This is a genomic window from Ruminococcus sp. 1001713B170207_170306_F1, from assembly GCF_015668065.1.
Classification (GTDB): domain Bacteria; phylum Bacillota; class Clostridia; order Lachnospirales; family Lachnospiraceae; genus Blautia_A; species Blautia_A faecis.
Genome location: NZ_JADPEX010000019.1, coordinates 33,006 through 48,952, shown reverse-complemented (window position 1 = coordinate 48,952; position 15,947 = coordinate 33,006). Strand labels below are relative to the sequence as shown.

At 37.7% G+C, this 15,947-nt stretch carries 14 protein-coding genes; all 14 read right to left on the bottom strand.

Translation table 11 applies throughout. The annotated features are described in order from the left end of the window. Position 1 precedes the first annotated feature (1 nt). The 14 genes from I4V84_RS12225 to I4V84_RS12160 all read right to left on the bottom strand — a co-directional run bounded on the left by I4V84_RS12225 (position 2) and on the right by I4V84_RS12160 (position 15,697). Entirely contained in the window at positions 2-1,744 is a 1,743-nt protein-coding gene (locus tag I4V84_RS12225) for a phosphotransferase (RefSeq protein WP_195992264.1), read from the bottom strand. Between the two features lie 175 nt (positions 1,745-1,919). Further along, positions 1,920-2,807, bottom strand: coding sequence for a YhcH/YjgK/YiaL family protein (locus tag I4V84_RS12220; RefSeq protein WP_195992262.1), 888 nt, complete (start codon positions 2,805-2,807; stop codon positions 1,920-1,922). Between the two features lie 64 nt (positions 2,808-2,871). Next, positions 2,872-3,981 (bottom strand): thiamine pyrophosphate-dependent enzyme, encoded by a 1,110-nt coding sequence (locus I4V84_RS12215; protein ID WP_226854936.1) that lies wholly within the window; start codon positions 3,979-3,981, stop codon positions 2,872-2,874. Beyond that, positions 3,935-4,468: a thiamine pyrophosphate-binding protein gene (locus tag I4V84_RS12210; RefSeq protein ID WP_195992260.1), complete on the bottom strand. Its 534-nt coding sequence runs from the start codon at positions 4,466-4,468 to the stop codon at positions 3,935-3,937. The genes I4V84_RS12215 and I4V84_RS12210 overlap by 47 nt, the downstream gene beginning before the upstream one ends. Next, complete coding sequence (locus I4V84_RS12205) at positions 4,469-5,503, bottom strand: hypothetical protein (RefSeq protein WP_195992258.1); 1,035 nt, start codon at positions 5,501-5,503, stop codon at positions 4,469-4,471. Beyond that, a complete protein-coding gene (locus I4V84_RS12200; RefSeq protein WP_195992256.1) occupies positions 5,500-6,153 on the bottom strand; it encodes an acylneuraminate cytidylyltransferase family protein in 654 nt (217 codons plus the stop codon). Before I4V84_RS12200 ends, I4V84_RS12205 begins: the two co-directional genes overlap by 4 nt. An 87-nt stretch (positions 6,154-6,240) precedes the next feature. After that, positions 6,241-7,650, bottom strand: a complete 1,410-nt coding sequence (locus I4V84_RS12195; protein ID WP_195992254.1) for an oligosaccharide flippase family protein — start codon at positions 7,648-7,650, stop codon at positions 6,241-6,243. Continuing rightward, positions 7,647-8,762: a hypothetical protein gene (locus tag I4V84_RS12190; protein ID WP_207748666.1), complete on the bottom strand. Its 1,116-nt coding sequence runs from the start codon at positions 8,760-8,762 to the stop codon at positions 7,647-7,649. Before I4V84_RS12190 ends, I4V84_RS12195 begins: the two co-directional genes overlap by 4 nt. A 27-nt stretch (positions 8,763-8,789) precedes the next feature. Further along, complete coding sequence (locus I4V84_RS12185; RefSeq protein ID WP_195992250.1) at positions 8,790-9,818, bottom strand: glycosyltransferase family 2 protein; 1,029 nt, start codon at positions 9,816-9,818, stop codon at positions 8,790-8,792. Then, positions 9,815-11,059 (bottom strand): hypothetical protein, encoded by a 1,245-nt coding sequence (locus I4V84_RS12180; RefSeq protein WP_195992248.1) that lies wholly within the window; start codon positions 11,057-11,059, stop codon positions 9,815-9,817. The genes I4V84_RS12185 and I4V84_RS12180 overlap by 4 nt, the downstream gene beginning before the upstream one ends. A 2-nt stretch (positions 11,060-11,061) precedes the next feature. After that, positions 11,062-12,015: a capsular polysaccharide synthesis protein gene (locus I4V84_RS12175; protein WP_195992246.1), complete on the bottom strand. Its 954-nt coding sequence runs from the start codon at positions 12,013-12,015 to the stop codon at positions 11,062-11,064. Beyond that, entirely contained in the window at positions 12,015-12,866 is an 852-nt protein-coding gene (locus I4V84_RS12170) for a LicD family protein (RefSeq protein ID WP_195992244.1), read from the bottom strand. The genes I4V84_RS12175 and I4V84_RS12170 overlap by 1 nt, the downstream gene beginning before the upstream one ends. Beyond that, positions 12,863-14,095, bottom strand: a complete 1,233-nt coding sequence (locus I4V84_RS12165) for a DUF1972 domain-containing protein (protein ID WP_195992242.1) — start codon at positions 14,093-14,095, stop codon at positions 12,863-12,865. Before I4V84_RS12165 ends, I4V84_RS12170 begins: the two co-directional genes overlap by 4 nt. 78 nt (positions 14,096-14,173) lie before the next feature. Beyond that, entirely contained in the window at positions 14,174-15,697 is a 1,524-nt protein-coding gene (locus I4V84_RS12160; RefSeq protein ID WP_334286078.1) for a sugar transferase, read from the bottom strand. Positions 15,698-15,947 lie beyond the last annotated feature (250 nt).

The following is a 15,947-nucleotide window of genomic DNA, read 5'->3' as shown; positions in this document are numbered from 1 at the left end:
CTTACATCCCCTCTTTCACGATTCTATAGAAGTCCTTCGCATATCGATATTGTTTCAAAGAATACTCACCAAACTCAACGCCGAGGTTTCTCTTATATTCGCACCAGTTACTCCAAAGAAGTCCACAGGCGGCAATATAGCAGTATATTTTGAGTCTTCTTTCTTTTGGACACTGGCCATCGAAATATATATCAATGAGATGATCTACCTTCTTTCTGTCATAGAGTGCGTAGATACAGAACATGGCTATATCCACATCAGTGTCCTGCATTCCTGCATATTCCCAGTCAATGAGCCTTAATCCATCATCAGTGAATAGGAAATTATCAGGAACAGCATCTATATGAGTCAATGCATAATCCTCTGGCTTCACCCATTCATCAATTAATGCCTTCAACTCCAGTACCTTTGCCTTTGTCTTTTTATAATCCTTATACTCAGAAGGCTGACCACCCCATAACGATTCATAAAAGTCAATCTTACCAAAGATGTCGAAGAAGTGATCCACCTTGAGTTTTCTTTCATGGAAAGCCCTAAGTTTTTCCATGCACCTCTTTAAGTCATCATCCGACTCAGCATCACAGACTCTTGCTCCAGCAAGGAACTTCGTAATCTTGTATCCGTTCGTCGGATTGATATATACCAAGTCATCACAGATACCAAGACCATCGATTGTCTTATAAACAGATGCCTCCTCAGCTCTGTTAATCAGCTGATCTGTTCCTTCGCCCGGAATACGCATGATATATTTCTGTCCCTGGGATGCGAATAAGAATGATCTGTTTGTCATACCTTTTTTGAGCACTGTAATATCTTCAATTTCATAAGGCTTTACGTTTAATGCCTGAGATATAATGTCAATTGCATCTGACTGCAACTGATTGGAATTATCATCCAAGTCACGAAGTTGCTCATAGGTATTGATTTCAACGACTTCTGAAGAATGAACAACTTTTGCATTCACGATCATCCTATCTTTATCATAAAGAGCCTCTTCCCAAAAGGATTCCTCGTATCTCTTGTCCGCTGCAAGTTTCTTAATTTTTTCTTCTACTCTTCTTGCAACATCACCAGTCAGGTAGCTGATTCCAACCATTGAATTACCGCTAGCACCTTCACTTACCACAGACAGTTCGCTTTTACGATTTACTCTAACAGAACTCTCATCATCAATGAGATCACTTACCATATACCAGGAATAGAGTTCGTTTCTATTAAACGGATTCTTGTTGCACCAGATATCACATGGGATGATATATGTGTTATCCAAAGGTCCCTTGACAAGTGACAAAGAATGAAGGTTATTCTTAGAAGCATAGTCTCTGTTTACTGCAAGCTTCACATCGTACTCATCAATCAGATAATCGAACCGCTCCTTCATGAATCCGACAACAATAGTTATATCATTCACACCAACCGCATGAAGTTGCTTAATGATTCTTTCAATCAGTGACTCTCCATCTATTTCGATAAATGCCTTTGGTGTCTCTGTGTTAATTGGCACCATACGCATTCCAAATCCTGCGGCCAGAATGACTGCTCTCTTTGGAGAAGCCATCTCAACTTCTTTTTTTGCTTTTTCTGTTGGTCTAATTGCTGTATCTAAATATCCATCCTCAGATAGCGACTTAATTGATCGATTCACAATTCCAAGTGAGTGACTGCTGCCTTCTGCTAATATTCTTTGATTTATGTATGGCTCTCTAATGAGCTGCAATAGGATATCCGCTTCTTGTATGTTCATATTTATCAATTCCCCTTATCTCGTGAACGTCTTGTTAAAAAAAACCTATCACCGGTAAAGATGATAGGTCTTAACTGGCTCATAATATTTTCGTTCATGATATTCGTTTTTCAACAAGTTCATGAACATAGATATTATAACCTTATATTTACTGCTTGTCAACGCTTACCTTCCCTTATATTATCACTTTTCCGACTATTTTCTTCACATGCACTGACTGATTGAAATTAGCTGCACCTCGATGTGCATTTTCCGGATAAAGAATAATACAGTCGCCTTTTCTTAATGTGGTAGTTACCATCCTAGAAGGAATCTCCCAGAACATCACATCTTTTTCTTCACTGTACGCTTCATCAATGGTAAGTCGTGAAATATCTGCGATGTCCATTCTCTCCTCACCATCAATCATTATCTGTATGTCAACAAACTTTCTATGTGATTCAAGTTTGCATTGTTCAGTCATCTTTGTTTCATATTCTTGGACTGAATAAAAGAAGTCTTCTCTCACCTCATGTTTGCCACAAGACAGCTGATCGTCAGAAAGATTCATCAAGTACTCAACCGCGCTCTTCACTCTTTCTTCTATACTGTCATTTTTATCAGATACCAACCATTCAGCAAATTCTCTAAGAGCACCTTCGCCAGCTTTCTGCAAACAGGTATAATCAGAAATTGCCTTAACTTCCTGTACTGCATCTGACGGACATCCAACAATTCCACCGGCATCTCTGATTGGAATCATACACTTTTGGTCTAAGACATCATCTCCAAAGTATGCACAGGATCCGATATTCTCTTCTCCCACAATATCTTTAAGTGTAGAATATTTATCATGTTTCCCCTGATAAACTTCTGCAATTCCAAGTTCTTCACAGCGACGCATAACTATGTCGCTTGTTCTAGCTGTAATTATAATTGGCACAATACCATTTGGCTTTAATATATAATTAATTACATATCCGTCTTTCACAGAGAAGGCTTTCATTGCTTCTCCTGTTGGTCCCATGTAAATTTTACCATCTGTCAATGTTCCGTCAACATCCATTACCAAATACTTAATCATAATAAAATGCTCCTCTGCGTTATCTTGTACATCAGAAGCACAGGAGAGTCCCTTCTTTTAAATATTATCCAATTAATGCTTTTACCTTAGCCAACATCTCATCATCGATATCCGGCTTAATTGTACCAGTCTCCCACTTTATCTTTGGAATAAGTAAGGTACCTGGAGTCAGCATAATATTCAATAGGCAAGGCTCGCTATCTTCTAACCATTCTTTATAATCCATGATTTCTTTATAACTGTCAAGCTTTGCACCCTTAATTCCATAAGCATTTGCGACCTTAACAAAATCAGGAACTGTGTAACCACTTTCTGGAGTCGTAATAATATATCGATCCTGATATGACCCATGTTGAATCTCGCTAATTTTACCAAGCTCTCTATTGTTTACTACAAGGATCTTGATTGGAAGTTGCTCCCTGCTGATGGTTTCCAGCTCTTGAATATTCATTTGCAATCCGCCATCACCGGTGATACAGAATGTCAAACCATTACCTGTAGAAATAGAAGCACCAATTGCATAAGGCATGCCTACACCCATAGCACCATAACTACCGCCAATAATAATTCTTCCTTCGGTTCCCTTTAAATAAAGCGACTGTGCCGCCCAACAAACATTCTGTCCTATGTCAACTGTAACTGTTGGATTCTCTGGAAGTACCTCAGAAATAGCCTTCATCAGCTTATTTCCTTCTGTGTCATCGTACTCATCGAGTAAATCTCTTACTTCTCTGCAGTTATTCCACCATTCGCTATAGTCTGGAATATCTTCTGCCAGAAGCTGCTCCATGAACGCTTTCGCATCCATATTATATTTTTCTTCATCATCCTTAATCTGACGTGCTAATTCATACTGATCTACATCACAACGGATAAGCTTAGCATTGGGTGCAAACAATTCTGGCATATGCCCAATCTGTCGAAGCCCAAGTCTTGCACCAACCGAAATAACTAAATCGCACTCATTTAGAATCATATTAGATGCACGGTTACCATAAGTTCCGATAAATCCAATTCGATATTTATCCTGAATCATATCGACTGTATTCATTGTTGCCAGAACAGGAATATGCGTCTTTTCGATGAATTGATAAATCATTTCTGAAATACCAGCTGATCTAGCACCATTACCGACCACTAACACTGGTTTTCTGGATGTCATATGGAAAATCAATTACAACGCCCCCTTTCCGACCTGTAGTAGCTAAGTTGTAAGCTCGAGTAATAATATCCGGGAAAGATTCCGCTCTATTTGGAGCAACAGAATACTTTGTAATATGTTTTGTCATAGAGACAACGTCCATTTCTTGAAAACCGTTTTGACGAACACCAGAGAAACCTCTTTGCTCATTAGTTGGAACATTACCACTGATACACATAAGCGGAATCCCATCAAACCATGCATCTGCCAGTCCACAAAAACCATTAACAGCTCCCGGACCTGATGTTGTAAAGTACACACCAAGTTTGCCACTTGTTCTTGCGAAGCCATCTGCTGCATATGCACAACCTTGTTCATTGTAACAAACGTGAACTTTTATCTCATCACGTCTTGCATAAAGGGCATCCATGAAAGGCACAATGTATCCACCAGAATAGCCAAACACATCTGTGACACCCTTTTTTATGAGAAAATCAACTAAATATTCCGAACAGTTCAATTATTTGTTCTCCTCTCTATATGCCTCGTATGCAGCATCCAAAACAGAAAAATCAGTTTTTGAATATCCTGTTCCATAACGAGTTCTCTGCTGTGGTTCGAGTTTATCTACAACATCATACATTTCATTCGCGGTACAGTTATAAGCTTTCTTCAAATGGTATACATTATCAACATGTGAATGTTTCGTACCACATACATACATTGGCAGATCATAACCCCAATGAATCTCTGGAAGAATTGGCATTATGTATTTATCTATTGTTTCAAGAAGCTTCTGCAGATCATAATGTCCACCGCAATGCTTATTTACGTAGTCAGCAAGTAACTCTGTTTTTGCATTACCAGCGCCACGACCCATTCCAAAAAGGGATCCATCAACAATAATGTCTCTTCCAGACTCTTCTGCAAGCTCGATCATTCTTTCAGCCAGTGCGCAAGAAAGTCCAAGGTTGTCATGGGAATGAAGTCCAATCTTGATGTCCTTATCAAGCAAAGAATCAAACTGCTTAAAGATATGTACAAGATCAATCATATCCATAGCACCGAACGTATCTACGATAGAGAAGCAAGCAGGCTTAACCTTATTAACCTTTTCTATCAATGCTGCTCTCTCCTCATCCGTGTAACTAATAGAATCCATCGGATTAAACTGAACAAAATACCCCTTCTTCATTGCTCCGGCACAAAAATCAAGAGATGCATCAATTTCATGCTTTGCAAAAGAAATTCTAAGCCACTTAAAGGAATTTCCGTCGTAGTCATCAAGATTTTCTAATGAATATCTACTGTTATCACAAAATCCTAAGAAGTTTGTATTTTTTCTATCTTCCGGAAGGTACCTGCGTGCGTCTACTGAATCTTTATATACCAGTGTCTCTTCGGTAACATTTGTCTGAAGGAATCCAGTCTCAACAAAATTAATACCAGCATCTGCAAGACCTTTCATAATTCCCTTTACAAATTCAGGATCAGAATTCTTATTAAAGAGATATCCTCCATCCCGTATTGTACAGTCTGTAATCGTTACGCTCATTTCTTCATCATCTCCTTATAAATTGCATTACAAATTTCGAAATCCTCTGGATAGTCAATATCCATTGCTTCAATTTTATCAACTTCTTTAATGTATGGCTTAGAACCTAATCTTCTATTGTGCTTTAAGAAAGACTCCTTAGTAAACACATATGCAATCGAAGTCTCTCCATATATAAGCGGAAGATCCTGCGTACGTGGGAAATGATCAGGATCAAAGTTAATTGGCTTTCCATCTTCCCACATAAATGTTCTTAATGCCTCAGCACAAAATGCACTATCATATTCGCCACTTGCTACTTTCTCAACACATTCATCGATGGTTTCCGGTTTTGCAAATGGAGATGTGGTATGTGCATTCACGTAGATATCAGCATCTACTGTGTTCATAAACTCTCTTATAAAGTCATTTGCATTAATGTTATCTCCGTCCAAATACTCAGGACGCTTTAAGAATTTTACACCAGGAAGAACATAGTCCTTCACTGCTTCATTTGAGCAATAAATATAAACTTCATCAATATTCTTTGCTTCTAAACATGCCTTCTGAATAAAATGCATCAACGGCGTTCCGTCAAAAAATGGTTTGATATTTTTCTGTGGAACACGTACGCTTCCTAATTTTATTGGAATTAACGCTACTGTTTTCATTTGATTAACCTTCCTCTTTTTTATTAATAGAATTACAAGTGAATTTAATGGGCAATCAGCTCAAAACTGGAAGTCCCCATTCCGGTACTAACTTCTTATCTTTCTTCTTGCAAATTTAAGTAATACGTCTTTTAATGTCGCCCAATTTAATAAAAGCATTATTCCCATAATGACAATTTGAAATACTCTGGAAAGAGCCGTTATTTCTACAATGGACTGTATTATCAGCAATATCCATGTTGCGTAAACTTTCCAATAGCCTTTGATCTTAATTTCATTGCCACAAGCAATTTTTCTTACCGCGTATATAACATAACTTGAAATTGCCGTTGCTATAGCACCCCCCTGAATACCAAAGAAATAAATCAAGAGGAAATTACACGCTATATTAACCGCTAACCCCCACATTGCAGACTTAGCCATCGCCTTGGAATCCTTTTTGGCAGCTAAGATCGGGCCAAGCAGCCCTGCCGCAGTATTCAAAAGGCAACTAAATAGCAAGAATGGGACAAACTTCCAAGCGACATAAAAATCATTTGCATATAAAATTTTTGCAAATAATCTATTTAATAGTAATATCCAAGCCGCTGCGGCTTCCATTAACGTCATAATTACAACAAATGTCTGCCCATAAAATTTTGCTGCATCATCACTATCATATTCCTTAATCGCAGAAATTTGCCATGCTTGGATAAAGATTCCCTGCAACGTATTAAGAATCTGTGGAATTTTATACGCAACGGAGATCAAGCCATTAGCTGAAATCCCCAATAATAAAGTTACTACATACTTATCGGCTGCGTTATTTGCCCACCATGCTAGCGTTGTAAAAATTAGCGGCGCAGAATATGTTACCATTTCTTTCTGCAGCTCTTTTATTCCAATTTTATCCTTTTCCTTTAACAAATCCCAAAACTTAATTGAGAAACAGATAAAAATGACAGAAACTGCTTGTGCAAGAATATTGGCTAAAAAAAAGCCTCCTATACCCCAACGAAATACAAGCAGAAATAAAAGATTTGCGCAAACGGTTACAATCGTACTTATAACACCGGCAATACCCATTACCACTATCTTTTCTAAACCCTTTGCTAACTGAATAAAATATTGGTTCGCAACATAGGCAACGTAATATAACAACGTATATGGCAACAGCGAAGTCATTTCTGGGTACACGTTAAAGGTGTAAAGCATTAATGCAATAACAGTTGCATACGCGAAGCTTCTACATAAAAATTTCCAGCCTATTCCTGCTATAGTTGATGTGTTATATTTTTTATCCATTGCAAATCGCATCACTGCATCTACAATGTTTACTGTAAGAATAGGGTACAATAAAGTCACTGTGGATATTGCCAAATCATACGTTCCGTACTCAGCTGTTGATAAAACACTCGTATACAGCGGCACAAGTAAGAATACTAAAATTTTAGAAGAAAAGTTACTTATGGTTAGTATTCCTGTATTTTTAATAAGATATTTTGCCTTTGTATTCATTTCAAAATATCCTCTAGCGACTCTAGAACTTTGTAGTTTGATAAGTCAACCATTTCTTTATGTCCTAAGATATCTTTAACTCCATCTACAGCCGACTGAATCACGGTGTTCTGTGAAGTATCAACTGTGTTATATAATATGTAAACAGGCGCTCGTTTTTTTAGCATTAAATTAACCCCAAAGACGCTTGTTGATGATATTGTCAAAAAAACATGATTGCTAAAATCATAATTTAACTGTATTGCCTCCCACGGTATTGTTGAATTTTTATCTACACTCAACCCGGATTTTTCAAATTTACCTGTTGCGTCCCTCGGATGTAGTTTTACCAATAAATTATCATACCCAACAAGCTCTGCTATTTTTTTTGCAGTTTCTACTTCTCCAACCTCATGTTCACCTTCAAAATCCCCTACGGAAGCAAAGAATATATATTTCTGAGGATAACTTAGGTTCTTAATATTGAAAATTGCCGCTATTACGTTGTTTATCTTTTCTCGTTCAATTAATGGCACGCCAACTGCTTGCGCCTTTCCCACGTATAATTTAGGATAATAACAATAAAATTTATAAATATCATCAGTTAGATTTCTTTTTTTTGCCAGTTTTCTAACGTGATATATAAATGAATAGTAAACACTATCAAAGGAACCTTCATTAAAACTGGACCCAAAACAAGATGTAATACTCTCCTCAAAACGTGACACTTTAATATTGTTATTCATTTTGTAAATAGAAGCATATATATCCAATGTTGGAATTTGTAGGTTATAATATATAAATTCGTCGTATATATTCTTATTAAGTTCTGGATTTATACGACTTCCAGAAACGCCAAGCATAACTGGCAATCTTTTTAATTTGTCAGTCTTTTTTCCATAATTTTTTTTGGATATATCTTCTAAAAAATACACATTTCTAAAATATCCCAGACCTGCCAGTTTTTTTGTAACCTGATCCATATTTCTTGAATGATCCGATGCAATCACATCAAAATTAGCGTTTTGAAAAATAGTAGCTTTGAGCTGTATTGCTAAAACCAATTGGTAGTATGTATTACATAGACATAAGATAGATTTCATATACATATCACTTTCCTTTATATTTATCATGTTAAATTGCCGCATATATGCTAATCGCTAGTGTCTCAAATACTTTGCTTTAATTACCAAATATATTAAGATTGCATTTTTTCGTTTCATTAAATAAGCCATCAGAAACTTAGATACCGGTAGCTTTTGAATTGGGTATCTCAGTAACACCATCTGCAAATCCTTATCACTACATATTTTTTTTATATTAAAAAGTTTTTCCTTGAATGAAAAACTATTATTGACTTCCTGAATGACACATACACGACCTGCAGCAATAAACATTCTGCTATACTGCACAACGATAGCATCATCATTATATGCTTTTAGAAGCTTTTTACTTCCAATCTTAAACAATTTGACATTTTTTTCAAAACGATCGGGTCTATACGAAGATGTTATAGAAACAGGGTTATATTCGTAATAATATAAACAATCAGGAATCATAACTGCCAAATTAGCTTTTGTCAGGAAATCAATTGCAAACAAACCATCTTCCGATACCACTTCTCGTTCCGAATAAAACCTTATGTCATTGTCTTTTAATATAGCTCTTTTATAGATACCTTTACAGCATGTCGCGCCATACTTTGAATCTTCTGATTCTCCCGGTTTACTGGAAACGCAATCTAACAGAAGATCTTTAATTTCTTCCTTTCCTCTCCACTTAATGCGATTTTGAATTGGATGGGATCCCTGCCTAATCTCACCATTAATCACTCGGTAATACCCACCATATACCACATCCGCATCCTCTTTAATTGCCGTATTATATAGCTTATCAAGCATATCCGAAGCAATATAATCATCTGAATCAACAAATGCAACATATTCGCCCTGAGCTCTCTCTATTCCATAGTTCCGCGTATAACCCAGCCCTTCGTTTGGCTTATGGAAAACCTTAATTCGAGAGTCTTTACATCTATACTCATCACATATTTCCGGGCTTTTATCAGGAGATCCATCATCTACAAGTATGATCTCAATGTCCTTCAATGACTGACCAATTACACTATCAATACATCTCGGCAATGTTTTTTCCACATTATAAACAGGAATTATTACACTAACCTTCATGCCATTCCTTTCTTCTTATAGGCAGTGAGACAAGTAGTTGTTAACAGCATTGATAATACCAACTGGTAATTATAATTTCCTTCCATATTATCCGTGGTGTAGATAATAAAAGAATATACAATAACCATCAACGCTATATAGCCACTATTCACTCCAAATTTTCTAGCTATAAATTTAGGTATATACGAAAGCCAATAGAACGCCCATGCAATAAATCCGGCAAATCCGATTTGCAAATACACCTTAAAAAAATCATTATGTAAGGCACGAATGGATGCCATATTATATAATTCTCGTGCCGTAGTAAATGTAAATTGCTTGCCTACAAATCCAACTCCTCTTCCCAAATATGATGGCGAAAAATCGCAGAACTGTCTAAAGTACGAAAAGATAATATTGCGTCCCATCATTGAAATCCCGTACTTCCCCAATAATTCAATTAATAAATCTGATGCTGAAAACGATACATATATTAAACATGCTACAACTCCTGCAACTGCAATTAAATTATTAGCAAAATATTTATACAGAGCATTTTTTCTTTTTAAAATAATATTTAAACCAAAAACAAAGACAACTGCAAATAAGCCAATACGTTTCCAACTAATGACAAAATATATTGCACAAAGTATTGCCTTCAACTTATTTATTCGATTTCCTCTTCTATGAGAAATCATGTATACAAAACTCAGACCTAAAATAAATGCTAAGGCATGCAATTCAACGTACACATGAGCACCACCAGACATTTCAAACTGAAAAGCTGAAGAAAGAAATTCTCCCCTCATTGTTATAAGACCTATTATGTAGCTAAGTGTATATGTTACAAGTGCAGCATCTACGACTACATCAACAGCATCTTTTTCTAATTCAAGCGCTACGCTCACTCCTGCACATATTGCAAGAATCTGAAAAACTGTATCAGAAATTCCTCGAGTAATGTATGTCAATTGTGTGTTATTAAAACCCCATATCAAGCAAGAATAGATAAAAATCACTATCGAAAGGCCAATTAGTCTTTTACGCATAATTTTTCCTACATTCAATGCTTTGTTCGAATTTCGAGACCAAGAAGAATACGGTATCAAAATCAGCAACAACGAAAGTTCAAGTTTACCATAATACAATACATACCAACTTAAAGAATAAACCTTACCTGTAAACACTGAATAATCACTTGCAAATATTAGAGTCAAACAAATTAAAACAAGTAATTTGTTTTTTTTAAAACGTACCATCATTCTTATATCCAATCACTTTTAATTATTTGTGCATAGTTTGTATCTAATTGCTCTATAGACTCCGCATCAAATTTATAACTCAATTTATGAAAAGGCGTCATCTCTATTACATTGTTAAACCAATTTTCGTTATACGAATCAAATATGTGCAATAACAACGTATGAGGTGTGGAATTGGCACATGGTATTACATTTTTCCACTCCTCTGAATATCTTTCAATCACGATTTCAAAAAAATCATGAAAGATAAAATAGTCAATTGCGAAATTATTCTTCTCCCAATATTTTAATAATAACCACTGAGTTGCACACAGCAACTTATTATTTGTTTTTGAACAAATGTACCAATTACTAATAGAGGTCGCATGCCCATCTTTTCCTGGTTTCAAATCTTGGAACAAAAATAATTCTGAGTCAAGCATATACTCTGGAATTTTCTTAGAAGTGCAAAATACAGTTGCATCTATCCAAACGCCACCATACTTTATTAAAAGAGCCAATCTTAACAGATCCGAGTAATGCGCTCTCCCAATGATTCCACTTTCGTACTTCATCTGAATATATTCTGGAAACTGCACATAATCCTTAATGTTATCATCGGTGAGAACCACAATATCCATGTCCGGCATATTTCTCTTTACTGACTCATAGCATTTCTGGACAATTTCCGGTGCATTCTCTATTCCCTGAAACCAACAAATCCAGACCTTATTGCTTGATTCATGTGGTAAGGTCTGGTCGTACTGCTTGTCGAATTCTTTCAATTCTCTCTTATATTTCTTTTCAAGCTTCTGTTTGCTCTTTAATTGAGTAGAAAGCCTTAATATCTCTAGCGCAGTTCTACTTTTTCCTAACAACAAAAATTCACAAACAGCGGTGAATAAAGCTCCACTCTGATGGTATTGCTTAATTAAATTCATACCACCTTGTTTTTTAAAAATCTCCCTTAATCCCATTACTTACTATTCGTCCTTCTATAAACATCATAGGTATGGTGAGTCTTTCTATCTACCTCCGACGGAGGGGTCATATAATCCCCATAACCCATTTTGAGTATTTTGTCGTAACCAATTGGTATGAAAAACTTGCCATCTTCAAACTCTGCTTCCACCGGAATAAACCATTCCTTTTTATATATATTCTTATTTTCACCGTTCTTTTCTGGCCATGGTTGGGCAACTCCGGTCACATAAGCACTTTCATCATATCCAAAGGTACTGCATAGTTTATTTGCTTTCTTAATATAGTGAGCATTACCAAACGCATTTGCCCACAAATAAGCAGGAACCTTGAGAGCCATTTTCATTTTGGATTTTGTATTATCTACACCAAACTTTTTTCTACTGGTTAAGAAACACAATGATGCATTTCTATAACTCTTATGGACTAATTTATGGGCACCCTTTATATTATTTCCAGCACCATCCAGTGGGTAAATGTCAACAAATAAACCAAGTCCGTAATCCTTTTCGTTTTCAAAATCTAGACGATATCTCGAATCACTCATTCTAGCTATTGGATGTGGATAATTTATATTTAGAGAGTTTTCAAACAGGACGAATGGTTTGATATCGTCACCGTGTTCACGACAATAGCTGATAAGTTGATCATAATCTTTCCTTGGCATCATAATATCCACATCATCATCCCATGGAATAATTCCTTTATTTCTTACTGCTCCAATTAAAGAGCCATACATCAAAAAATATCTAAATTTGTGTTTTCTACACAATTCATCTAGAAATTTCAAAATTTCATATGCTCCTAATTGTGCTTCTCTGAAGGATAGCTTTTCTTCCATTTTCATCCGTTCTCTCCCAACCAAACTTTCTCATACTTCTCACAGATATAAGGCCAGCTATAAGCTTCCTCAATACGCTGCGTACTCTTCGCACCTAATTTACGAAGCTCCTCAGCACCCATCTGATCTGCCTTTTCAATTAATCTTGCTAAGTCTCCATCCTTCTTCGACCAATACAGCGCACTATCTTCTGCGACCTCACGGTTAAAGCCAACGTCTAATAATAGATTCAAATCCGTACTACCAAGAGCCTCTAACAGACTCGGATTCGTACCTCCAACTTCATGACCATGGAAATATCCATAAGCGTTCTCTCTGATCTTCATGAGGCGCTCTTTGTTATAAACGGTACCTACAAATTTAATTCTCTTATCACTCTTAAAATGCAATCTCTCCTCAAGCTCTGCTAAAAACTTATCATTCACATTTGTAATGATGGCAAAGTCCTTCTTGGTCTTGCTTTTCATGAACTCACGGATCATGGTCTCATAGTTGTTCTCCGGCACAAAACGACCAACTACAAGGTAATACGCCTTCGGCTTTAAGCCTTTCTTCTCATACCACTCAACCAACTTTACATCATCATCAGCCAAAACAGACTTCCTTGTCTCTGCTCCATAAGCAATAAATGTGGTCTTTGGATCTCTGCCATCTATTCCCTTGCCGTCATATTGTTCGTGGATATACTTCTCAATATTCAAACTGTCACAGATATCCAAGTCAGAATACTTAACCATCATCTGCTCTGACATCTTCCAGTACTTCCGTACCGGTGCCGACCATTTAGCTCTCATCCATTCATGACCGTCCGGGTTGAGATAAACCTTACCACCAAGCCTATGGATCTCCTTGTAGTACTTCTTCATGAACGGACCGATACGACACGCCATGATATAGACTATTGGGTGTTTGATCTTGTTCTCTTTAATGTATTTCACACATTCAGAGAGAGCTTTGCAGTCATAGTAAATAGCCTGAGCAGGTCCAAGTTTCTCCGGAACATGAATCTTTAAGCATTCGGCATTGTGGTAAATAAAAAGAGCGTCAGAGAGAATCTTGGCATCAACTTTGGTCTCATCCATATGTCCCTGCCCATTGGCTTTGACAGCAACGTGGTACTGGATTTTTTCATTGTTCTGATGATATTCCGTCATTTTATCGATAAATGTCTCGTATCCTCCGTAAGCCCCCAGACTCTTGGCGCCCACTAAAAATACGTGCTGTTTTTCTGCCATCTCTCCTCAACTCTCCCTTTTCTACAATCTAAAAAAGCCGTCCACTGCACCCACGCAACAGATTCCTGTTTCCATTCATCACATCGATCCGTCTTTCTTCGCAACTACCATCACCGTCTTCAAAAGAATCTTAATATCCAACCCAATATCCCAGTTTTCAATATATTCTTTATCCAGTCTCACAACCTCTTCGAAGTCCGTGATATCGCTTCGCCCGCTGACCTGCCACATACCGGTGATTCCCGGCTTGATTGCCAGTCTCGCTTTATGCCGAGGCTCATACAGATTGGTCTCCGAAATCAACGGCGGTCTCGTCCCCACAATGGACATATCCCCTTTCAGCACATTAAAGAACTGCGGAAACTCATCCAGGCTTGTCCGTCTGATGAAGTCTCCCACCCCGGTCTTATGTGACCCATCCGGCAGCACCTTATTTCCAATAACTCGGGGGTCGAAGTCCATCTTGAACATTTTTCCATCGCCCAGTTTGTTCTCTTTCATAAGCTCGGCTTTCCGCGCTTCCGCATCCATGTACATGCTGCGGAATTTGTACATTTTGAATTTCTTTCCATTCTTGCCAACGCGCTCCTGGGAGAAGAAAATCGGGCCCGGGGATGCCAGGTAGATGGCGGGGCCAACGAAGATGGTAATGATTCCCGTGAAAATACAGCCAACCAGTCCGCCGCAGATGTCCATCAGGCGCTTCAGAAAAAGCTGCCCGAAGGATGCATAGTTCAGGCTGGTGGTCAGAACTGTATAGCTTCCAACCTTTTCTACAAATTGTCTTTTGCCAGTCTGGTTGGTGATTTTTGCAAGGTTCAGATGAACAGTTACGCCGGTTTCGGTGAGCTTGTCGATAAGCCCGTCCGGGTATGGCAGATTTTCGGAGATGACAATCAGCACCTCGTCAATCCACTCCTGGCAGACATACATAGGCACGTCACTTTCGCCGGCAACAACAGGAATGCCACAGATTTTCTCACCGGTACATTTCTCATCGATCACAGCCACTCCGGCAAGGGAATATCTGGCATAATTGTTTTCCTGCATGCTGTGCACTACGTTCTCTGCTACTGCTTTGGAAGTGATGATCAGCAGCTTCTTGTCTCCGCCGTTTTCCATTTTTTTATGTAGGGAATTTTTCCAGATTTCTCTTATGGCATAGGTGAGGACCAGGTAGATCACAATTGTGGTGATCAGGATCATTCTGGAAAAGCTCTGGCCTTCCTGGATTATGAACAGGTAAGCGATTGCAAGAGCACCTACTGCCACAGCATTTTTCAAGGTGGTGACAAATTCCTTATAGTGACCTCTTTTCAGAACGCTTTTCATGGTGCCGGAGGTGAAAATCACCACCAGGTCGGCAAATCCAAGGAATATTGCCATATTTCGATACAAAATGTCTCCATACACATTAAATCCGTACCCGCGGAATGCATATGCCAAAATAAATGCCAGCTGCAGACAGATCATATCCAGAACAATAAAATCCGCATGTTTTAACCAGCCCTCTGAGTCCTTCCGATACATATTTTCCTTTTCCCTCCCAAGTACTTTTCTTCCGTTCAGCTTAGGTAAATACAGCTGACAGAAGCCTTCCATTCTCTAAAATGCAATGGCAAAATCTATTTTTTGTCTTATATTTATAACTTATCTAAATTTATATTTTCCCGCCAACGCTTCCCGTTTATGATTTTTCTCAGGCATCTTTGGGTCACCTCTCTCTTTGGATCTGTAACCACCGTTCATGCGTCAGCGGTATTATTTATTCCTTTTTTTCCAATTTTGACAAATTTCACCATTCCAGTCTTCTTAATAAAATACCACCCTGCCCTATTAGTGTCAACCCCCC